Source organism: Candidatus Aciduliprofundum sp. HYA1, from assembly GCF_056175085.1.
The window spans coordinates 1062814-1084637 of record NZ_CM149694.1 but is presented as its reverse complement, the minus strand read 5'-3'; the positions used below and the strand labels follow the sequence as shown (position 1 = coordinate 1084637).

The following is a 21824-nucleotide window of genomic DNA, read 5'->3' as shown; positions in this document are numbered from 1 at the left end:
ATAAAACCATCGCCAAGTTTTAGATGATTTAGTAAATGTAATAACTTTACAAAGTGGATTAAATAAATCATAAAAAATTCAAAATATAAAAGTAAAAATTTAATTCTTAGAAATCCACACTATCTTCACATCTGGATTTAATTTCTCTCTAATCTCCCAGAACACAGAGCGCTTGATAAAGTAGTACCCATTTTCGGACACATAAAAGTAGAACCCTTCCCTGAAAAATCCCTTGTGTTCAACGACTTTTTTAACATTCTTCAATTCCATCAAATCCTTCTTTTTTACGTTTCCATACCGGTAGAGACGAGGTACATAAACAGAATCCTCAAAGATCACATACACGGAGGTGCCCATGTAAAAATACATGGTTAAATAAAACAGCACAATTGAGATTGTAAGCATTATCAATCCTGAAAACCATAAATGAATGAGAAGGTAAACTACACCTCCAAGTAGGAACATCATAGCCATTAGGTAGCCAAGTATTGTGAATATGAGTTTTATTACCTTTCTTCTTAGTTCCCTGTCCATTTCTTTATCCCTTGGTGTACATATGACAGGCAACATAGTGGCCTTTCTTGACCTCGATCAGCGGTGGCTCAAGTTTATCGCACACTCCTGCCATGAAATAACTGCATCTAGGATGGAAACGGCAGCCCTTCGGAGGATTGACAGCACTTGGAACCTCACCTGTGAAGAGTTTTCTCTCCTTCTTCCTCTTGGTTGGATCAGGCAAGGGAATTGACTCCAGAAGCAATTTTGTGTATGGGTGTAATGGATCATTGAACAGTTCATCTGCTGGAGCGAGTTCCACAAGTTTTCCAACGTACATAACTCCTATTCTGTGACTCATATGCCTTGCCACACTGAGATCATGGGTTATGAACATATAGGTGAGTTTGAAATCTCTCTGCAATTTTTTAAGAAGATTTAAAATCTGGGCCTGAACTGAGACATCGAGCGCCGATGTGGGCTCATCTAGCACAATGAAATCGGGATTCAGGGACAATGCCCTGGCTATTCCTATTCTCTGTCTCTGCCCTCCGCTGAACTCATGGGGAAATCTGTGAAGATGCTCCTTTTTTAGCCCCACAAGTTCGAGCAGTTCTATAATTCTGCCTTCTACCTTGCTGGGAGGAACAATTTTATGGGTGAGCAATGGTTCAGCGAGAATCTTCTTTATGGTCATCCTTGGGTCCAGGGAAGACTGAGGGTCCTGGAAAACTATTTGCATTTTTTTCCTGTAATGCATCATTTCCTTATCTTTCTTCATATTGAGATCGTACTTTTTTCTTATTTCCAGCAGTTCTTTCTTGGATCTTCCGTCCTTCTTCCCAATGAGTTCTCTTACCCTATCCTGGAGATCCTGTGGCAGGTCAAAGAACACCATACCATCATCGGCCTTTATCAAACGCAAAATGGTTCTTCCAAGGGTGGTTTTACCACAGCCACTTTCACCCACAATACCCAGGGTTTCTCCCCTCTTGATCTCTATGCTCACATTATCAACAGCCTTAACATTGGCAATCACCTTTCCAAAAAGGCCCCCCTTAACCGGAAAATATTTTTTGAGCCCATAAATCTGAATTATTGTGTCATCACTCATCCCCATCACCTTCCTTGGAATTTGCAAAAAATTGATCTGCAAAATGACAGGCCACAAAGTGTCCTGGCTCCACCTCTACAAGTTGTGGCTTCTCTCTCTTACATATATCCTTGGCATATTCGCATCTTGGATGGAATCTGCAACCCGGAGGAGGGTATATCAAATTGGGTACGGATCCCTTTATATAATGCAGCTCATCCCTCTTCTCTGCAATGCTCGGTATTGCCTGCATAAGACCCCTTGTATATGGATGTATCGGTCTCTTGAATATTGTATAAACGTCTCCAACTTCCACTATATTCCCCGCGTACATCACACCAACCCTGTCACAAACATCTGCCACCACGCTGAGATCATGGGTTATCAGTATTATGGATATTCCCAGTTTTTCTCTCATATCCAGAAGAATATTCAAAATCTGAGCCTGTACGGTAACATCCAGTGCAGTTGTTGGCTCATCGGCTATGAGCAGGGAAGGTTCGGTTGCAAGCATCATTGCAATCATGGCCCTCTGACGCATACCTCCGCTCAACTCATGGGGATAACTGTCTATGGCCCTTTCAGGATCCGGCATACGAACCAGTCTCAGCATATCTATAACCGTTTTTCTCTCCTTCTTCTTTAAATCCTTTGGGGCCTTTTTGAGATTCTCTATGCCGTATTTGTGGAGCATTATTATCTCAAGAATCTGATCTCCAATCGTATAAACAGGATTCAGAGCGGTCATGGGCTCCTGAAATATCATTGAAATACCCTTGCCTCTTATCTTTCTCTTTTCATCCTCCGGAAGTTCCAGAAGATTCTTACCATTGAATATGATCTTACCACTCTCGATTTTTCCTGGCTTATCTATAAGTCCTATTATGGAAAGCGCAGTTACGGATTTCCCGCACCCGGTCTCTCCAACAAGCCCGAAAATTTCACCCTTTTTAACATAGAAGGATACACCATCAACGGCTTTCACCACACCCTCGTAGGTGTAAAAATATGTGTGAAGGTTCTCCACCTTTAGCAGAATATCATCATCCATCGAATTCACCTCCTCAACCTCGGATCGAGGATATCCCTGAGTCCATCACCAAACAGGTTGAAAGCAAGCACTGTAATGAATATGGCCAATCCCGGAAATGTTGACCACCACCAGTATCCTGCAACAAGCCAGGTTCTTCCCTGACTGACCATCACACCCCAGTCAGCAGTATAGGCCGCTGCACCCAACCCAAGAAACGCCAGGCCCGCGGCAGTTAAAATCACGTTTCCAAGGTCCATTGTGGCCTGAACCAGAATTGGAGGTAGAGAATTTGGTATCACATGCTTCCATATGATCTTGAATCTGCTTATTCCAATTGCCCTGGCGGCCTCAACGTACTGATTCTGCTTCACAGATAAAACCTGACCTCTTACTATTCTAGTATATCCGGGCCACCACACTATCATCAAAGCATACATAACATTTTGAAGCCCTGGACCCAGGGCAGCAGTTATGGCCATGGCAAGCACAAGGCCCGGAAATGCAAAGAACATATCACAAATTCTCATTATGAGTTCATCAAACCATCCACCTATGTATCCAGAGTAGGCCCCAAGAAGAACACCTATGAGCATGGCCACCATTACAACAATAAATCCTATGTAAAGTGCCTCTCGAGTGCCGTAAATAACCATACTGTACAGATCATGACCCATATCATCGGTTCCAAAGGGATGTTTCCAACTTGGAGGCTGAAATGCCTGGGAAAAATTGTATGGCCAGTACTGCTGGCCGCCCACATTCTCTGGATGGTACGGAGCAATCCAGGGAGCAAATATTGCAACGAGAAATATAAAAATAAGAAGTCCAAGACCAACCAGGGTAAGGGGGCTTCTCCTCATAAGATGCAGGGTGTATTTGAACTCCTTGATTTGGGATTCGTGCTCCTTCATGAATTTTTTTGTGGTGCTAATCTCCGCCACACTATCACTCTCCCAACTTGATTCTTGGATCAAGGTACGCGTACATTATATCCACGATCAAATTACCAATAACAAAGATTATTGCCATAAGCAATGTCACTCCCATGATCGCAGGATAGTCGAGGGAAGATATGGCCTGATATGCGTATCTACCCATTCCGGGCCATGCAAATATCGTTTCAGTGAGAACCGCACCTCCAAGCAGTCCGGCAAAGGCAAGACCAGACACCGTTAGAGTGGGAATAAGCGCATTTCTCAGAGCATGCCTGTATATAACCACCTTGTCGGATAGGCCCTTCGCCTTGGCTGTTTTTATATAATCCAACCTAAGAACCTCAAGCATACTTGACCTTGTCATCCTGGTTATAACTGCAAGAGTTGCATAGGATAAGGTTACCGCAGGAAGTATTATGTGCCATACATCCGACACCAGGGATGTCCAGTCCAGAGAGAGTATGCTATCCAGAATGTAAAGTCCCGTGTATATGTGTGATGGTGGAATTCCCCTACCACTCGCAGGGAACCAGCCCAAATACGTGTAGAAGAGAAGGATCAAGAGTAAACCCAGCCAAAATATGGGCATGGAAACCCCGCTCAGAGCAAATATCCTTGAAAGGTGATCCGGGATTTTGTTCCTCTTCACCGCCGACACAACACCCAAATATATTCCGGAGGGAATTGCAATCATCATAGCCCATAGGGTCAATTCAAAGGTGGCCGGGAAGAAATCTGCGAGACAGGCAGCAACGGGTCTTTTTTGAGAGTGAGAGTAGCCCCAGTTACCCGTAAACACCCCCGTGATGTAATAATAGTACTGCACGTACAGCGGATCATTTAGATGGTACTTCTCCTTTATTTCTTCCACAGTGGAAGGTGGAGCCTTTGGACCAGCCCAGGCACGTGCAGGGTTTGCAGGAATAACAAAAGATACGGTAAATGTTATCAGAGTCACACCGATTATAACTGGGAAAAGCAGTATCAATCTTCTAGCAATATATTGCCATAGTTTCATTGAAGGGAGAATGCATAACCAATACTTAAAAATTTAGGATAAAAAGAAAAGAGGGTTTAGGAGTACGCTTTATACAGGCTGTAGAAGTTCAGCATCATCACTGGGTTGTAGTAGTAACCCTGAAGCCAAGTTCTGTAAACTGCAACGTGCTTGTTCTGAGCGAGATAGATGAAGGATGGATTCTCCATTGCTATCTTCTGGATCTCAGTATAGAGCTGATCCCTCTTGGTCTGGTTCACACAGTACTTTGCCTCGAGGAGTAGCTTATCAACGGTGGCGTTGTGCCAGCCAGTCTCAAAAGTATCACCTCCAATGGCTGCTGAGCCAAGGAACGGGAACGCGTAATCATCAGGATCGTTGTAATCTGGTGCCCAGCCAACTATGATCATGCTGTAATCTCCCCTATCCATCTTGTCCAGAAGAGTTGGCCATGAGAGTTTCTGAATGGTCAGCTGTATGCCTATCTTCAGCAATGAGCCCTTGAGAATCTCAGCTATGTGGGCTCTAACCGCGTTACCCTGATTATAGAGTATGGTCAACTTAATTGTTTGCGGAAGTCCATATTTCTGCCTTGCATCGTTCATCAACTGCTGGGCCTTCTTTATATCGTAGGGATACATGAACAGGTTGTTATCGTGACCGGGCATACCCTTTGGTATTGGGCCCTGAAGCCTTATTGCATAACCCCAGTAGACCTCCTTTATGATGGTATCGTATGGTACAGCGTAGGAGATGGCCTGCCTGACCTCCTTGTAGTAAAGCGGATTTGTCTCGTTCTGATAGGTCTTCCTACAGTTCATCTCAATCATATCAACATCAAAGGTGAGTCCACCTGTATCTATCTTGATGTACTTGTCATTGGTCAGGATCGTATCATTAAGGTGGTTCACAGGGATGTAGGCCATATCTGCATCTCCCTTAACAAGTTCCTGCTCCCTGGTTGCCAGTGAGGGTATGTTCCTTATTATTATGTACTTGACATGATGTCCGCTCCAGCCACCCCAGTAATTTGGATTCCACTCGAGCTTTATAAATGCATTGTGCTGCCATTCAACAAGCTTGTATGGGCCGGTTCCAACCATGTTCTGGCTCATCCAGCTGTTATCCTGATTTGGCACAACTCCTCCGTGGGCATTCACAACCTTTGGATCAACGATGGATGCCACGGTGAACGCTATGGCTGGTAAGAAACCACCATAGGCCTTTCTTAGATGGAACTCCACGGTGTATGGACCCACAACCTGCACACTGCTCTTCCCATCTGGGCTGTTCCACTTCTTGGCAGTGGCGTTGTAGGTGTACATAAACTGGCTCAGAATCCAGGATACACCGGTCTGTGGTGAATTCATTATAAGAACACGATCAAAGGAGAACTTAACTGCTGTCGCATTGAAGGGATCACCATTGGAGAACTTCACATCCTTTCTCAGATAGAATGTCCAATTCTTTCCGGTTTTATCCACGGTCCAGTGGGTTGCGAGAAGCGGGTATATGGTCTTGGTATCCGTGCCATGATATGTGACCAGCGTCTGATAAACGTTCTGTATCACCACACCAGAGGCCGTATCGTACGCTTCTGCTGGATCCAAGGTCTGTGGGTCACCTATGGTGTCCCACACAAAGGTATCTGGGTTCTTCACTTGGGGTTTTGTCTTGCTGGGTGGCGCTGTCATCACCGCCCACGCGGCGACCACCACAATTATTATCACCACCACAGCAATTATTCCATATATTGCACTCTTCTTCATTTAACTACCTCCCATACTTTTGGGCGTGAAGATAATTAAAACGCAAATATATAAATTTTTTGGCATTTGATAATTGTGCCAAAATAAAATTTACAAAAAGCCGAATCTGTCCTGCAACTCTGTAGCAACCTGATTGAGAATCTCCTCAAAACTCTCACTCTCTATCTTCGTTACAGATCCATCGGGGAGCATTATACGAGCATAAAATATGTCGCCCTCGCGCACAATCTCAACATCTGCAAGTTTGCTCATTGTATCACCTCTTAAAGGTGGATAACATTCAGCATATAAACTTTTCTTTACCCGGAGCGCAAATTATTAATTTAGTATGCCATGGGGGTAGAGGTGATAGCATGAAAGTGTACCGTGTTGCAGGTCTGTACTCACCAAAGGGCAAGAAGTGGTTCAAGTTCACGAAGGATGTTGTGGCTGATGAAGAGGAAGCAGCCAAGGAAAAAATATACTCAATAGTGGGCAGCAAGTATGGAATAAAGAGAAGACTCATCGACATAAAGGAGATAAGGGAGATAAATCCAGAGGAATCCGACGATCCCATGGTGAAATACCTGATGCGTGGTGGAAATGAATGAGGAGGAGTTGGAGAGGAATCTGGCCACGCTTGAAATTCTGAAGGCCCAGATAACCAACCTGCAGAAACAGATTGATGCCCTTGAAAGTTCAATTCAGGAGCATAAAAGGGCGAAGGAAACCCTGGAAGGATATCTGAACCTTGAAGACGAGGAAATTCTCGTGCCTGTGGGTGCAGGGGTGCTCATATCAGCAAAGGTTGGAGAGAAAAAGGGACTCGTGACAATAGGCAACGAGATCTACACGGAACTGCCGCTGGAAAAAATAATTGAGAGAGTAGATGAGCGCCGGAAGGATCTGGAGAACCTACAACTCAAACTTTCCACCGATATTAAAAAACTACAGGAGAATTATGCGATTCTAAGTGCAAAGGTTGAGCAGGATTACGCAAAGTATGTAGAGGAGAGGCAAAATGTTCGGGGGCCTTAAGGAAAAACTCGGGCTCATAAGAAAAAAGGCCCAGAGTATGGATGAGGAATTCACATCCGGTTTGGGAAAGAAGATCACGGAAGACAAAATTGAGGATTTTCTGTGGGATATTGAAATAGCGCTTATGGAGGCTGATGTTGCCGTTGACGTCATTGAGAAGATAAAAGGAGATCTGAAAAGGGCCTTAGTTGGAAAGAAGGTCAAACTCCGGGCAGATCTCGGAAAAATTGTAGAAGATACCCTCAAAAAATCCATAAGGGACATATTTCGCACAGATTTTGATTTTGACTCATTTGTGGAAAATTCTCCAAGGCCAACAGTGATCATGTTTCTTGGGGTAAATGGCACGGGGAAAACCACGGTCATAGCAAAGATTGCAAAGTACCTCATGGACAAGAACCACACAGTGGTGCTGGCGGCGGCGGACACATTCCGTGCCGGGGCTATCGAACAACTGGATGTGCACGGGAAGAACCTTGGAGTTAAGGTGATAAGGCACCAGGCAGGAGGGGACCCAGCCGCGGTGGCCTACGATGCAATTGAACATGCAAAGGCGAAAAGAAAGGATTTTGTGCTGATTGATACAGCCGGAAGGATGCAGACCAACAGGAACCTGATGGAAGAAATGAAGAAGATAAAACGCGTGGCAAAACCCCATCTCACGATATTTGTGGGAGATTCCCTTGCTGGAAACGATGCCATTGAGCAGGCAAAGATTTTCGATAGGGAAGTGGGAGTGGATGCCATAATACTTACAAAGATAGATGCAGATGCAAAGGGTGGGGCTGCCATCAGCATAGCATATGAACTCAAAAAGCCAATAATATTTTTTGGAAACGGGCAGAACTATGAGGATTTAATGAAATTCGATGTTAACTGGTTCTTGAAACGAGTTTTCGGTGATTAGTATGGAGATTAAAGACCTCGTGGGTAATACCCCTGTTGTCAAAATGGGGGATGTGTATCTTAAACTTGAGTACCTAAATCCCACGGGTAGTCACAAAGATAGAATTGCGCTGTACATGCTCAGAGACGTTGAGAATAAAGGATATGTAAAGGGGACTACCGTAATTGAATACACCTCAGGAAATACCGGTATTTCGGTTGCTTGGGCTTCCAGATTTTTCGGATACAAACCTGTGATTTTTGTTCCTCAGGGTACCTCCAAGGAAAAGGTGAATATGATAAGGGCCTTTGGAGCGGAGATAAGAATCGTAAATCCAGGCGAGGATGGGCACATACTTGCAGAAAAATTGGCAAAGGAAAGAGAAGGGTTTTATCTTGAACAAACAAAGAACAGGGCAAATTTCATGGCCCATTACGAAACGACAGGCCCAGAATTATTTTCACAGGTGAAGGATATTGATTGCTTTGTTATGGGTGCAGGAACGGGTGGTACAATCTACGGAATAGGAAAGTACCTTAAAAATATGAATGAAAAAATAAAAATCGTACTCCTCGTACCCAGGGGTTCTGAACTTCAAAAAGAACTGTTGGGCAAGGTGGAGGAGGACACTCCTCTTCTTGAGGGTTTTTCGTACCATTCCTTCACAGAACTTCTGAAAAAGGCCCTTGATGAAAACATAATAGATGAGATCCGCGTTGTGGATTCTGAGATGAGCATCAGGGGAGTAAGGACCCTTCTGTCTGGGGGAATTCCAGGAGGATTTACCTCAGGAGCCAATTACTACCACGCCTTGAAGATATCAAAAGAAAGAGGTTGGAAGGTTGCAACAATCGTTGCTGATTCCATAGTGCGTTACTCTTCCCTTATGGATCTCATTTTGTAGTCTTCGGCAGATACTTTTCAATGTACTTCCTGTCTATTTTCTTAAGGTAACTTCTTGGAAGCAGAGCAAGAAGGCTCCATGCTATGCTCAGTGTATCCTCTATGCTTCTATCCTCATCCCTTCCCTGTGTGATGAACCTCTCCTCAAATGCGTCGGCAAATTTGAGCAGGATTCTATCCTCCTCTCCAAGGGCCTCTTCACCCACCACGGCAACAAGGTCCCTCAATCTGAGACCCTCTGCGTAGGCAGCGTACAACTGGTTTGCCACGCCTGCATGGTCCTCCCTGGTTCTACCCTCTCCAATACCTTCCTTCATAAGCCTTGAAAGTGAGAGAAGGGGATTTATTGGAGGATATATTCCACGCCGATGCAGGGCCCTGCTAAGCACAATCTGACCCTCAGTTATGTATCCCGTGAGATCAGGAATTGGGTGGGTCATATCATCATCCGGCATCGTGAGTATGGGTATCTGAGTAATGCTTCCCTTCTTACCCCTTATTCTTCCTGCACGCTCATATATGGTCGCAAGATCAGTGTACATATAACCAGGATAACCGCGGCGACCTGGAACCTCCTCTCGGGCGGCAGATATTTCTCTCAACGCCTCGCAGTAGTTGGTCATATCTGTAAGGATGACGAGAACATGCATATCCCTGTCGTAGGCAAGATATTCGGCCACTGTCAATCCCATTCTCGGGATAACAATACGCTCTATTGCAGGATCATTGGCTAAATTCAGGAACAGAACGGTACGCTCAAGCGCGCCTGTACGCTCAAACTCCTTGCGGAAGAAATTTGCCTCCTCGGCGGTTATACCCATGGCAACGAATACCACCGCGAATTTCTCACCCTTTCCTCTCAATTTAGCCTGCCTTGCAATCTGGGCCGCTATCTCATTGTGGGGCATACCGGAGCCACTGAATATGGGCAATTTTTGACCCCTGACAAGAGTGTTCATTCCATCGATTGTGGATATACCCGTCTGTATGAATTCCCTTGGATACTCCCTTGCGGCTGGATTAATGGGATAACCGTTTATATCTCTCATCTCCTCCGGTATGATATCAGGACCCCCGTCAATGGGTCTGCCTGTACCATCAAACACGCGACCCAACATATCCAAAGACACACCTATTTTCAGAGTATCACCCAGAAATTTCACGGATGTGGATTTAACATCCAAGCCCCTGGTGCCTTCGAAAACCTGCACAACTGCCATATTTTCCCTCGCTTCAAGCACCTGACCGAGACGTTCCTTACCATCTGGACCGCGAATCTTCACCACTTCGCCATAGGCAACGTCCTTGGTATTTTCCACGATGAGCAAAGGACCTTTGATCTCCCTAATTGTGCGGTATTCAACCTCCATTTACTTCACCTCTTTTATGAGAGCATCAATCTCTTTTTCCATCTTAGCCTCAATGTTTTTGAACTCGTCCTTGTAGGTCTCGTTGGGTATTCTACCCATATATGCAAGGTCTTCCTTAATGCTCAACTTTCTGATCTTATCCATGCTCACGCCACGCTCAACGGCATCCGTTATCAGTTTGTGGAACTTCAGTATCAATTTGAGCATCAGGTACTGCTTATCAGCGGGACAATAGGTATCAACATCATGGAAAGCATTCTGCTGCAGGAAATCCTCCCTTATTGAACGGGCCGTCTCCAACAATGCTTGCTCCTTTGCCGGTAGGGCATCTGGTCCTACGAGTTGCACTATCTCCTGCAGTTCTGCCTCCCTCTGCAATATGCCCATGGCCTCACGACGTAGATCGTACCAGTCCTTGGCCACATTCTTCTCCCACCAGTGACGTACAGAATTGAGGTAAAGGGAATATGAGCGAAGCCAGTGTATTGACGGGAAGTGTCTCTTGTGGGCCAGGTCCGCATCAAGAGCCCAGAACACCTTGACTATGCGAAGAGTGTTCTGCGTAACTGGCTCGGAGAAATCACCACCTGGAGGGGATACGGCACCCACCACCGTCACGGAGCCATGCTTCTTTTCAGAACCGAGAACCTCCACATAGCCGGCACGCTCGTAGAATTCTGCAAGGCGAGAGGCCAGATATGCAGGATAACCTTCCTCTCCTGGCATCTCCTCCAACCTTCCGGATATTTCCCTCAAAGCCTCGGCCCACCTGGAGGTGGAATCGGCCATCAGGGCAACGTGGTAGCCCATATCTCTGAAATACTCAGCAATTGTAATGCCCGTGTAAATTGATGCTTCTCTTGCAGCCACAGGCATATTTGAGGTGTTTGCTATCAAAACCGTACGATTCATGAGGGGCTCTCCACTGCGGGGATCCTTGAGTTTGGGGAAATCCTCAAGCACCTCGGTCATCTCGTTGCCGCGCTCTCCGCATCCCACATACACAACGATATCAGCATCGCTCCACTTGGCAAGTTGGTGCTGTGTCACAGTCTTCCCCGTTCCGAATCCTCCAGGTATCGCAGCCGTACCACCCTTGGCTATCGGGAAGAAGGTATCCAGAACCCTCTGTCCAGTCACGAGAAGCTGAATTGGATCCATTTTCTCACGGAAGGGTCTCTGTCTGCGCACAGGCCAGCGCTGGTACATCTTTATATCCTCGCCATTTATCCTTGCAATAGGCTCTTCTATTGTGTAATCACCCTCCTCCGCTATCCACTCAACCTCCCCCTCTTTTTCGGGAGGTACCATTATGCGATGTTCCACGATTTTTGTCTCCTGCACTGTACCCAGGATATCTCCACCTGTCACCCTATCGCCCTTCTTAACTCTGGGCACAAAATGCCATTTTTTCTTCGTATCTAAGGGAGATGCACTTGCACCCCTCTTTATGAAATCACCCATCATATCCTTTATTTGGGGCAATGGGCGCTGAATACCATCGTAAATCTGGGATATTATACCCGGTCCGAGCATGACCGACAGGGGGGCTCCCGTGCGTTTAACGGGCTCTCCCGGCCTTATGCCTGAAGTTTCCTCGTAAACCTGAATTGTAGCGGTATCTCCGTACAATCCTATTATCTCACCCACCAGTCCCTCTTCGCCAACATGCACCACTTCGTACATTTCACTGCCCTTCATTCCATCAGCAACGACCACTGGACCTGCTACTCTAATTATCTTTCCCATTTTCTTTCACCTCTTCAATATATCCACACCTATGGCTCTCTTAACCAGAGTCCTCATCGGATCTTCAAACTCTCCACCTTTCTTATCGGGAATTTCCAATATTATGGGGTATATTCCTTTCTCCCTCTTCCATTCATCCAGAAAATCCCTAATCTCCCGGGCCACTCTTCTGGATATTATGACAATGGCCACATCCTTCATAAATTTAACATCATCAAGAATTTCCTTAACCTTCCAGGGATCGCTTGCCTCGTAGACATCCTTTATGCCTGCCAGTTGGAACCCGTTCACCATATCCCTGTCACCAACAACAAGTATCTTCATGCCACATCACCCACCAGCAAGCCTCTGATCCTGTCCTTGGGCAAGTCCTCCATAAAACCCTTTATGATTCCCTTCAGATTTCTCACCTCGTACTCCTTGGAGACGAGGAACATTATGAGCGGCCCGGCTGTCGTGGCAAAGGTCAGACCAATCTCGTTGACCTTTCTGAGAAGCATCTTATCCAGTTCAAGTTCTATGATGAATGGATCCTCAACATCTCTCAAAAATGCATAATCAGTGCCCTCAAGTTGAGAAAGGGCCTCGTCGAGGGTTCTTGCGTTTGCCATGCTGCGAACCTTCCAGTCACTCAACTGGTAGCCCCCATCAAGAAGCAGGTTACCGATGTCCTCAATGCCCGCATTCTTGGCTCTAACAATTGTCTTTATGTTGAATATGTCCACAAACATCGGGATAACTATGTTTATGGGTTCCATTGAGTTCTCATCAAGCATTCTCTTGGACTCCACCAGATTTTTCAGGACTATCCTATCAAGGGAGATATCCACCTTGTAGATATCGTTGGATTCGTTCCATACCTTTATAACCTCGGCAAAGGGTGTGGCATCCAGGGCAGTTACAGCATCCTCCATGCTGGTTGCCTCCACCATGTGCTGGATTATCAATTTTGATAGAAAACGGCCCTCGTAAACTTCCTCATAGATTCTGTTCTTTGACACACCTGCGTACTTGGCTCTCAGGATCCTCTTTATCATATTTGCATCGTATTTGAGCATATAGGTCTCAGCAAAGCTCTTACCCTCGTCAGGTAGCATTTCCACTACTCTCTGCACCATGGCAAGCATGCTCTTCTCCAACTCAATGTCGTACTTCTTCAAATCCTCAATATTATAGCCCTCCTTTCCTATGTCTGATATGACCTCCGTCAAATTCGTGTAGTTGAGCAACTTTTCAATATTTTCCTTCTCAGTGTACTTCGCACCTATGGCAAATATGGTCGCATTGGGACCCATGTATGCTCCTATATTCAGCATCTTCCTGAAAAAGCCCATAAGGAAGGCTATTGTGACAAAGATGGCGAGGAACGAAATCGTAATTGCCAGGATTATTGCTGTGGAATCAAGCATGTTCTTCACCGAAGAGCCTCAAATATATTTTCTTCCTAATATCTCCCATATTCCTCTCCACGAAGGCCCTGGCAGAGTAATCAACCTTCTTCAATCCATCTGTGCTCACTGCCAGAAACCCACCGTGCTCCACATCTCCCTCTTGCACATTCACCTGGAGTTCCATATCCTTAACCATATCCTCAATTAGCCCAATATCTTCCTTTTTGCAGAGAATTTCAAATCTATCGCCCAACAAATCAGAAGCATCTTTCAGGGAACTCTCAATGTATTTCCTGTAATCCACATAATCCCTGAAATTCGTGAGCATTTCTTCAATTATCCTGTGTATTATTTCCTCCCTAGCGTTCATCAACATCTTCTTGCCATCGAGGTGTGCCTTGGATATGTGCATCTGCCTTATGGTCTCGGCCTCTCTTTTTCCGGAGGATTCAAGTTTCTCCTTTTCCCTTTCCCATTTTCCCTGCTCTGCATTTTTTATCTTTTCAATCTCCCTCTCTGCCTTCTCGTAGTACTCCTTGATCTTCCAATCTGCATCCTCACGGATTCTCTTTATTATATTTTCAATGGCATCCATTTAGAACACCCCTATGGCCATAAGCAGCAGTATTGCTACCAGCAGTCCGAATATTGCAAAGGTCTCACTCATCACGGACAGCATCATGCTCTTTCCGAAACTCTCGGGTCTCCGGGTGAATGCACCAACACCCATTGCAGCCGTTATACCCTGGCCAATACCACTCAGGCCTGCAAATCCTATTGCAAGACCTGCACCGATGGCTCCTATGCCCACAAACATGGCCATGGATTTCGGTATCTGCATACCTCCACCCAGCAGGCCAACAGCGTAAAGTATGATTATGGACACTATCAGAGCGTATATACTCTGGGTCTCGGGAAGAACGGAAAATATTATGGATTTTGAAAACGCGCTGGGCTTCTCGGTGGATGCTGCAGCACCGCTTCCTGCAGCAATACCCTGACCTATGGCGGTCATACCACTGACTCCTATTGCAAGACCGGCACCTATGGCTGCAAGACCAACTCCCAAGGGGAATACCTGCGGAGTTGAACCGAATAATCCCGCTCCGTTGACAATGAATATGGCAACGAGCAGACCATAAATAACCTGGGTTTCTGGCATTATGGCAAACACCATAATCTTACCAAAGGATGCCTTCTCACGCATACTTGCATACACGCTGCTTCCGGCGGCAATTCCAAGACCTATACCGCTTAGGCCAGCAAAGCCGACAGCAAGACCGGCACCTATGGCCGCAAGACCTACAAACATGGCGGCATCCCCACTCATGAAGTTTCCACCACTCAGCAATCCTGTGGCGCTGAGAACAACAATGGCGATGATCAACGCCGTGATACTCGGTGTTTCTGCAATAACGGAGAAGATCATACCCTTTGTGAATGCCTTTGGATTCTCGGCCGTGGCTGCGCAGGAACTCGAGGCTGCTATACCCTGTCCTATGGCCGTGAGACCGCTAACCCCCATGGCAAGACCGGCACCTATGGCTGCAAGACCAACCCCAATGGAGTAGTGCTTAACACCCCCTCCAAACATACCTGAGCCGTAAAGTATGAGGATTGCTATGAGCAGGCCGTAAATTGCCTGTGTCTCTGGTAAAATGGAGAACACAACAGCCTTACCGTAGGAGACCCTATCATGCTGCGTTGTGCCTATACCAGTGCCCGCAACTATACCCTGACCTATGGCACTCAATCCTGCTAGTCCTACAGATATACCGGCACCTATGGCTGCAAGGCCTATTGATATGGGCACATTTTCAATCTTACCCGAGAACGCACCAATTCCCATCATTATGATTATCGCTATGAGGAAACCGTATATTGCCTGGGTCTGTGGAAATGCCTGAAATATGAGGATTCTCCCAAACTTACTCTTTGGGTTGCTCCCTATGGCAGCCGCACCACTCGCTCCTGTGATACCAACACCCACACCGGAGCCTATGGCTGAGAGACCCACTGCAAGACCCGCACCTATCAACGCGAGATAGCCCCCAAGAGGTCCCTCACCCACCACAAATGTGTAGGTGTAATGGGTTGAATTTGCAATGACCGTTAATTTGTAGGTTCCACTGCTCTCAGGCATGAATTTGAAAATTTCCCCCGTTGCAGTAAGATTCTGTTTGCCATTGCTCAGTACCCAGGTCACACTGGAACTCCACTTAAAGGTGTATTCCTTGCCTATTTCAAATGCTCCAGAAGAATTTGCCTCGCTCAACGGTTTTTCAACAATTTTACCATTCATCTCGTACATCACAGTGGGTTCAATACCCTGCGCATGTACGGGCAGGGAGCCCGCAAGAAGCAGGAGTATCACACCCAGAAACACAAGCGGAATGACCTTTTTCATTATTCTTTCACCTCCAAACGGCTGTGCTTCCTAACTTCCCTAAAGGGTTCGAATTTCACGCCATCACCCTCATAGAACTTTGAGAAGAACTCCACATACTGCAAACGCAGAGAGTGAACGAAGGAGCCAAGGGCCTGAAGCATGGAGTTTCCTATATGCCCGATCACCAGGAATATGCCAACAAATAGCCATATTGCAGCGTGGAGATTCACCATTCCAACTATGCCGAATATGAGAAGCAGGATTATTATGCCCTTCTTCATGGGATCCTTTTTCCTCATCCACAGCAATGCGAGAGCAACACCTGCAAGAAGCACCGGTAGACAGCAAACCATGCTGCTCGCACCCTTGGTCATGCTCCATATTATCCCCGCAAGAATGTTTATTGTCAGTGCAAGACCTGATGTGGCCAGATCAAGGGCGAGCAGGCGAGAGTATGAGAGCCAATCGCCAATCATACCCGTAATGTCAAAGAAGAAAAGCCCATTTATGGATGCTTTCCTATCCACCATCTTGCTTGCCACTCCGGGCAGGAAGAGGAACAGGCCAATTACGGTGAAGATCCATGCTACGGTTAGGCATGTACCCTGAAGGGGCCACCATCCAAAATAATAACCTATGAGGGCACCTCCCGCAGGGAAGAGGATAAACCATGAAACCTCCGCCTGCAGGAATTCCGCATAATTCTTATCCTTGAGATGGTGAAATGCGCCGAGCGCAAGTCCAAGGCTCAGCTGGAAAACACCAACTATGAGGGATATCACCAGAAGGGTTATTGGATCCTGCATGGGATCCAGCACCGGTTTGTAGTGCACGAGCGGGTATAGGGGATTTGATTGGTTCAATGGACCGAATATCCCACCCTGCAAGAGACCAAATACCACGGCAGATAGCCCGGAAACGAAGAGTATGGAGCCAAGAGTTCTGTTGGTCCAGTTGTACTTGCCAAGGGGCTTCCACATTATAAAGCCGAGGACTGCCATTATCATACCGTATCCAGCGTCCCCCAGGGTCAGGCCGAAGTATATAACAAATAGGGGCGCAATTATCACGGTTGGGTCAATATGCCCGTACTTGGGGGTGGAGTACATATCCACAAAGGCCTGAAACGGCCTGAATATTTTCGCGTTGTTGTACTTTACAGGCACATCATCTCCACGGGCATCTCTCCATTTTATATAGGCCAGACCGCGAGATACGGATTCTATGGCATTCTTGGCCCTATCAAAATCCTTCTTCGGTATGAATCCTCTTATGAGTGTGGTGTAATGGGTCCTTCCAAACTTTGAGTGAATTTCCTCCTTCACCTTCTCATTGAAGAGATCGTCCTTCAGCACAGATAGATAGGGGTAGTACTTTCTTCTGAAAACTCCCAACTCCTTTCTTATCTTATCCCTTTCATTCCTGAGCTCACCCATCTTTTTATCCATGGCCTTGAGAACCTCATTTGGCAAGCCACTCCATCCACCAAGTTCAAATTCAGAGAATCCGGCAAATCTAAGGGCGGATTCCACATCCCTCTTATCCTTCATATGGGATGCCACAACAATGGTATATGTCACATCCTTCTTCTTGCCCTCTGTGAAACTCCACAGGGCAATTTTACCCTCCTTCTTTAATTTCTCAAGGCGCTCCAGATTTTTTGCCGTGCCTGCAACAATGTAAGCGTATGGACCCTCCCCAAGATAAGAAATATCTATTGGTATGTTCTTCAACTTCTCAACCTGAGATCTCTGGATCTTTATCCTCTCAATCTCCCCATTGATGCCCTCCCATCTGGAGTACAGTGTGAGAATCTGGGGCTCTATTTTTCGAAGTGTGGATTCAGCATCCTTCAAAATCTCATCCCTATCCCTTGGCTTTGCCGGAAATCTCTCAGGGGGCTCTGTCTGAAGGGATGCGAGGAGACCCGTTTTCTTTCTCTCCTTCGCTATATTCAGAATCTCAATTAACTTGCCAACCCGAAACTCATAATCAACGATCCTCGTGGCTACATCGGAAGGGACAGCATTTTCAAGGCCCTCAACATTGTGCTGGGTTATGTGCATAAACCCGTTTCTCTGCATTGTCTTTAGAACATCGTATTTAACAGAATTGTGCACGAGAATTTCGACTTCCACCATCTTTGATGGAAACAGCATGAATTTCACCCAAATATCTCTCCAAGAACCTTTGAGGCCACTTCCTTTATCTTGGACTCCTCTATGTTTTCAATCTCCTTCACCTTTTCCCTGTACTCTGAGATTATACGCTCTGCCTCTTTTCTACCCTCTTCTTCCGCTTCTCTTTTCCACTCTTCTATGGCCTTCAAAATCTCTTCACGCTCTCTTTCTATGCTCCTTCTTATCTCCTTTTTTGCCTGTTCTATTCGTTCCTTACTGTCCTTCTCTGCCTCCTCTATCCTGCGAAGCGCGTCACTCTCGGCCTCTCTGATTCTTTTAATCTCGTCCTGAATCATAAAACTCAGTAGCAAATTGCATTTACATTTATAATAATTTTCCTTGCCCACCCCTTGGACCGAATATCCCCGTACCTATGCGGACTATATTTGCCCCTTCTTGGACACCAATGCGCCACGTGTCCGTCATCCCCATGGAAAGGTAACGAATCTGCTCATCTCCGTAAATGTACCTGAGTTCGTCAAATATCTTCCTTGTGAGCCTAAAATAGGGCCTTATATCCTCTGGATTGCTCACCGTGGGACCCATGGTCATTACACCTATGAGCTGTAAATTCTGCAGGGAGAGGATCTCATCTGCGAGGTCAAGAGCTTTTTCGGGCATAACTCCAAATTTCTGTGGCTCTCTGGCTGAATTTATTTCGAGCATTACAAAGGCAGTTTTCCCCATATTCCTTGCCCTCTTATCTATCTCCTTGGCGATATCCAGGGAATCAACAGTTTCAATGACATCAAAAATCTGCAGGGCTTTTTTAACCTTGTTTTTCTGCAGATGTCCTATGAAATGCCACTCAACCCTTTTCCCTATTTTTTCGAATTTTTTTGCAGCTTCCTGCACATAGTTCTCCCCTATAAGATCAACACCTGCATCAATGGCCTCTTGAATCTCATCCACAGTCCTTGATTTTGTGGCCGCAAGAAGCCTGACTCCGGGTGGCAGGGATTTGAGTATGTTCATAACGTTCTCAGAAATGCCCATGTGTCCCGTATCACAAAACTCCGTATTAAAAATTTCCAAATAAAAAAGGGGGGAGGGTGGGTCATCGTGATTTCTGAGGGCAATTTGAAATTTCACCACCCATTTATTAAATTTTTTATTCAATTCGAGCAGGTGATTTTTAGCAAATATTCGTGCCTATGAAAATTAAGCGAGATGCTATTGGTACTTAAGCAGAAAAACCCAAAACTGGAGTTTGATTAGAATCTCAAAGATCCTTTCTATGCGCTTCCAGCATGTTTATCGGCTCGCCCTTGAACTCGGCGAAGGTGAGCACGTTATCATACTCGTAAACTTCCTTCAACCTATCCCTGTACTTGAGATCCCTGAGAAGATGATGATCCAGAATCACCCGGGGCACATTCTCTGCGATTCTAACAAGATTTTTTATGCTCCTCTCCAGATCCTTCTGGGAAAAGCGATACCCTAAGAAATACGTGGCCGGGCCATCGATTACGGCAATATCAGGAGCCTCGGATATTATGTAATCTGCCGCCTCCTCCACTATGGGTCCCTCAACATCGGAGGCGTGGAGAACGCGCGTATCTCCATCATCCACCGTGGTCATTATCACGAATCCAAGGCGGGTTTTCTCGTTTCCGTGGGAAAATGGCTGTGAGAATTTTATCTCCACACCCTCAAACTCGTATTTCTTTCCATCAACATAGCGCAGATCGCATTTATTTGCAAATTTCTCGTGAAAAACATATGCTCTCTTTTTCTGGCTGTAATTTATCCTCTCTTTCCAGTGCTTTGCAAGAACGATTTTTCCGGTGTAAAACTCCTCATCTGGATCGTAGTGATCGTAGTGATAATGGGATATGACGAAAATATCCGTCTTCTCAGCCAGCCTCCTTATCTCCTCCTTGTATCTTGTTAACGCCTCAATTTCGGGAGGTTTTGGTGGTAAACCATATCTGTAGGGTCCAAGGGCTGCGGAGGGATCTATAAAAACATTCAAGCGAGATTCAATAAAAAGGGATAATGAGCGAACTCCCAAGGAGTCCGAGGCAACGGGGTATAATCTCATAGCAACCCAGCTTTCTGCAGGATCAGTATGTCCTCCGTTGTAAGTGGTTCTCCACGCTTGAACCTCTCGTAAATTTCCTCGGCCTTCTTCTTTATCTCAGTCTTCTCCTGCTTCTTCTTGCTTGCAATTCTCTTCTGCCTCAAACCTGCAAGAATCTTCTCAAAGTCACGCACATCTCTGGCAGCCTGGATGAACTCCTCATGCTCCTCATCCGCTATTTTCTTGTTCTCAAGGAACAATCTATGGGCCTCATCAGCCTGCTTGCGCAACTCATCGACCTTCTCAAATAGTTCCACCATCTTGTTGTGATGCTCCTGTGCCTCTGCCACGAGTTTCTCTATCTCCTGATGATACTTCTCAGCATTTGCCCTGGCCTCTTGAAGTTTGAGACGCAATTCATTGAGCTCCTTGTTTTTCTTTGTTTCCTCCTCTATTATTTTCTCGTACTCCGTGATCTTCTTGTAGAGGGAATCTATCAATTCCACAAGCTCTCTCTCCTTCTCAGGTGTCAGAACCATCGTCTGCTGCTTGAACTCAAGTTCCTTCAATCTCTTTCTCAACTTGCCTATATTGGGCAGATCCTTCCTGGGCATGTACTTTGAACGTGCCTCCTTGAACTTGGCTGCAAGTTCCTTGGCCTTCTCATTCCACTCCTTACGCTTCTCCTTCAGTTCCTTAACCTTCTCGTTGAGTTCGTCCCTCTTGGCCTTATGCTCCTTTGCTTCCGCCAGCATCTCTTTTACCTGCTTGTTAAGCTCATCTCTCTTATCTGCCCATTCCCTGGCCTCTTTGTTATGCTTATCTCTGAGCATCCTGTGCAGTTCCATCTCGCGCTTTCTCTTCTCGTATCTTGCTTCCAACTCTTCCAAAAGTTCAGGCATAGGAAATCACTGCCACGGGATAAGGGAAAAAGAATATAATAATTTCGTTTTAAAATTCTCTTTGACCCTTTCCAATACCACCCTTCCAGAGGTCAAAGTAGTAGAGCATCTTGCAGGAGTGCTCAACCATGCTTGCCACCACATACGCATCTTCAAGTATGCTTCCTCGGGCAAAAACTCCATGGGAGTACACAACTGCGGCCTTTCTCTGCTGCAATGCCTCCGCCAGATTTCTTGCCATCTTCTCCGTGCCAATGCCCCCCTCCACTATGGGAATATCATGCAGGAAATAAGAGCCTTCGCTATCTATGGGTACAATTCTATCCTTCCCCATTTTCCTGTGGATTAGGGACTCAACAACGGCAAAGGGTGAGTGGTCGTGAATTATGGCCAGTGCTGATGTGTTCTGGTATATCATCCTGTGGGCCGTTACCTCTGAGGATGCAATGAGATCCAATGAAGTGGGTTCATAAACAGAAACGCGAACAACATCGTCCTTGGTTATCTCATCCAGCATGCTTCCAGAGCGGGTTATGTACATATAATCTCCCACGCGAACGCTTATGTTGCCAAAATGGGAACTTACCAAGCCCTGTTCAACGAGTTTGCGCCCAAACTTAGATATCTCCTGCCACATAAAAGGGTATCACCTCAGAGATTTTTAATTTTTGGGAACATAGATGATTTTATTT

At 45.9% G+C, this 21824-nt stretch carries 23 protein-coding genes; 4 read left to right on the top strand and 19 right to left on the bottom strand.

Annotated features, from left to right (window positions below; genetic code table 11):
• Window positions 1–99: 99 nt before the first annotated feature.
• From AC0S1O_RS05975 to AC0S1O_RS05945, 7 genes are all read right to left on the bottom strand, one after another.
• A complete protein-coding gene (locus AC0S1O_RS05975; RefSeq protein ID WP_475393417.1) occupies window positions 100–534 on the bottom strand; it encodes a hypothetical protein in 435 nt (144 codons plus the stop codon).
• Between the two features lie 4 nt (window positions 535–538).
• Complete coding sequence (locus AC0S1O_RS05970) at window positions 539–1609, bottom strand: ABC transporter ATP-binding protein (protein WP_475393416.1); 1071 nt, start codon at window positions 1607–1609, stop codon at window positions 539–541.
• A complete protein-coding gene (locus AC0S1O_RS05965; RefSeq protein ID WP_475393415.1) occupies window positions 1602–2639 on the bottom strand; it encodes an ABC transporter ATP-binding protein in 1038 nt (345 codons plus the stop codon). The genes AC0S1O_RS05970 and AC0S1O_RS05965 overlap by 8 nt, the downstream gene beginning before the upstream one ends.
• Before the next feature lie 5 nt (window positions 2640–2644).
• The gene (locus AC0S1O_RS05960; RefSeq protein WP_475394479.1) at window positions 2645–3532 is read right to left on the bottom strand and encodes an ABC transporter permease; all 888 of its coding nucleotides are present in this window, start codon (window positions 3530–3532) and stop codon (window positions 2645–2647) included.
• Between the two features lie 34 nt (window positions 3533–3566).
• Complete coding sequence (locus tag AC0S1O_RS05955; RefSeq protein ID WP_475393414.1) at window positions 3567–4574, bottom strand: ABC transporter permease; 1008 nt, start codon at window positions 4572–4574, stop codon at window positions 3567–3569.
• A gap of 56 nt (window positions 4575–4630) precedes the next feature.
• The gene (locus tag AC0S1O_RS05950) at window positions 4631–6322 is read right to left on the bottom strand and encodes an ABC transporter substrate-binding protein (RefSeq protein WP_475393413.1); all 1692 of its coding nucleotides are present in this window, start codon (window positions 6320–6322) and stop codon (window positions 4631–4633) included.
• A 90-nt stretch (window positions 6323–6412) separates the two neighbouring features.
• Complete coding sequence (locus AC0S1O_RS05945) at window positions 6413–6574, bottom strand: hypothetical protein (RefSeq protein ID WP_015283796.1); 162 nt, start codon at window positions 6572–6574, stop codon at window positions 6413–6415.
• Window positions 6575–6675: 101 nt separating this feature from the next.
• Between AC0S1O_RS05945 and rpl18a the strand changes: the two genes are divergently transcribed.
• Genes rpl18a through AC0S1O_RS05925 form a run of 4 tightly spaced genes read left to right on the top strand, consistent with a single transcriptional unit; the run spans window position 6676 to window position 9129 of the window.
• Window positions 6676–6912: a 50S ribosomal protein L18Ae gene (gene rpl18a, locus AC0S1O_RS05940; RefSeq protein WP_475393412.1), complete on the top strand. Its 237-nt coding sequence runs from the start codon at window positions 6676–6678 to the stop codon at window positions 6910–6912.
• A complete protein-coding gene (pfdA, locus tag AC0S1O_RS05935; RefSeq protein WP_475393411.1) occupies window positions 6905–7339 on the top strand; it encodes a prefoldin subunit alpha in 435 nt (144 codons plus the stop codon). The genes rpl18a and pfdA overlap by 8 nt, the downstream gene beginning before the upstream one ends.
• On the top strand, window positions 7323–8246 hold the full coding sequence (gene ftsY / locus AC0S1O_RS05930; protein ID WP_475393410.1) for a signal recognition particle-docking protein FtsY: 924 nt from the start codon (window positions 7323–7325) through the stop codon (window positions 8244–8246). The genes pfdA and ftsY overlap by 17 nt, the downstream gene beginning before the upstream one ends.
• A 1-nt stretch (window position 8247) precedes the next feature.
• Complete coding sequence (locus AC0S1O_RS05925; protein WP_475393409.1) at window positions 8248–9129, top strand: PLP-dependent cysteine synthase family protein; 882 nt, start codon at window positions 8248–8250, stop codon at window positions 9127–9129.
• On the opposite strand, the gene AC0S1O_RS05920 is transcribed toward AC0S1O_RS05925, so the two are convergent.
• From AC0S1O_RS05920 to AC0S1O_RS05865, 12 genes are all read right to left on the bottom strand, one after another.
• Window positions 9119–10498, bottom strand: coding sequence for a V-type ATP synthase subunit B (locus AC0S1O_RS05920; protein WP_475393408.1), 1380 nt, complete (start codon window positions 10496–10498; stop codon window positions 9119–9121). The genes AC0S1O_RS05925 and AC0S1O_RS05920 overlap by 11 nt on opposite strands.
• A complete protein-coding gene (locus tag AC0S1O_RS05915) occupies window positions 10499–12247 on the bottom strand; it encodes an ATP synthase subunit A (protein ID WP_475393407.1) in 1749 nt (582 codons plus the stop codon).
• 6 nt (window positions 12248–12253) lie between these two features.
• A complete protein-coding gene (locus tag AC0S1O_RS05910) occupies window positions 12254–12571 on the bottom strand; it encodes a V-type ATP synthase subunit F (RefSeq protein WP_475393406.1) in 318 nt (105 codons plus the stop codon).
• Window positions 12568–13656 (bottom strand): V-type ATPase subunit, encoded by a 1089-nt coding sequence (locus tag AC0S1O_RS05905; RefSeq protein WP_475393405.1) that lies wholly within the window; start codon window positions 13654–13656, stop codon window positions 12568–12570. The genes AC0S1O_RS05910 and AC0S1O_RS05905 overlap by 4 nt, the downstream gene beginning before the upstream one ends.
• On the bottom strand, window positions 13649–14233 hold the full coding sequence (locus tag AC0S1O_RS05900) for a V-type ATP synthase subunit E (protein WP_475393404.1): 585 nt from the start codon (window positions 14231–14233) through the stop codon (window positions 13649–13651). The genes AC0S1O_RS05905 and AC0S1O_RS05900 overlap by 8 nt, the downstream gene beginning before the upstream one ends.
• Complete coding sequence (locus tag AC0S1O_RS05895; protein WP_475393403.1) at window positions 14234–16045, bottom strand: V-type ATP synthase subunit K; 1812 nt, start codon at window positions 16043–16045, stop codon at window positions 14234–14236.
• The gene (locus AC0S1O_RS05890) at window positions 16045–18186 is read right to left on the bottom strand and encodes a V-type ATP synthase subunit I (RefSeq protein WP_475393402.1); all 2142 of its coding nucleotides are present in this window, start codon (window positions 18184–18186) and stop codon (window positions 16045–16047) included. Before AC0S1O_RS05890 ends, AC0S1O_RS05895 begins: the two co-directional genes overlap by 1 nt.
• Before the next feature lie 5 nt (window positions 18187–18191).
• On the bottom strand, window positions 18192–18503 hold the full coding sequence (locus AC0S1O_RS05885; RefSeq protein WP_475393401.1) for a hypothetical protein: 312 nt from the start codon (window positions 18501–18503) through the stop codon (window positions 18192–18194).
• A 28-nt stretch (window positions 18504–18531) separates the two neighbouring features.
• Window positions 18532–19203: a YggS family pyridoxal phosphate-dependent enzyme gene (locus tag AC0S1O_RS05880; RefSeq protein WP_475393400.1), complete on the bottom strand. Its 672-nt coding sequence runs from the start codon at window positions 19201–19203 to the stop codon at window positions 18532–18534.
• A gap of 226 nt (window positions 19204–19429) precedes the next feature.
• Window positions 19430–20251: an MBL fold metallo-hydrolase gene (locus AC0S1O_RS05875; protein ID WP_475393399.1), complete on the bottom strand. Its 822-nt coding sequence runs from the start codon at window positions 20249–20251 to the stop codon at window positions 19430–19432.
• Window positions 20248–21132, bottom strand: coding sequence for a coiled-coil protein (locus tag AC0S1O_RS05870; protein WP_475393398.1), 885 nt, complete (start codon window positions 21130–21132; stop codon window positions 20248–20250). Before AC0S1O_RS05870 ends, AC0S1O_RS05875 begins: the two co-directional genes overlap by 4 nt.
• Before the next feature lie 49 nt (window positions 21133–21181).
• Window positions 21182–21769 carry an aldolase gene (locus AC0S1O_RS05865; protein WP_475393397.1) on the bottom strand — a complete coding sequence of 196 codons (588 nt, stop codon included), beginning with the start codon at window positions 21767–21769 and terminating at the stop codon, window positions 21182–21184.
• Window positions 21770–21824 lie beyond the last annotated feature (55 nt).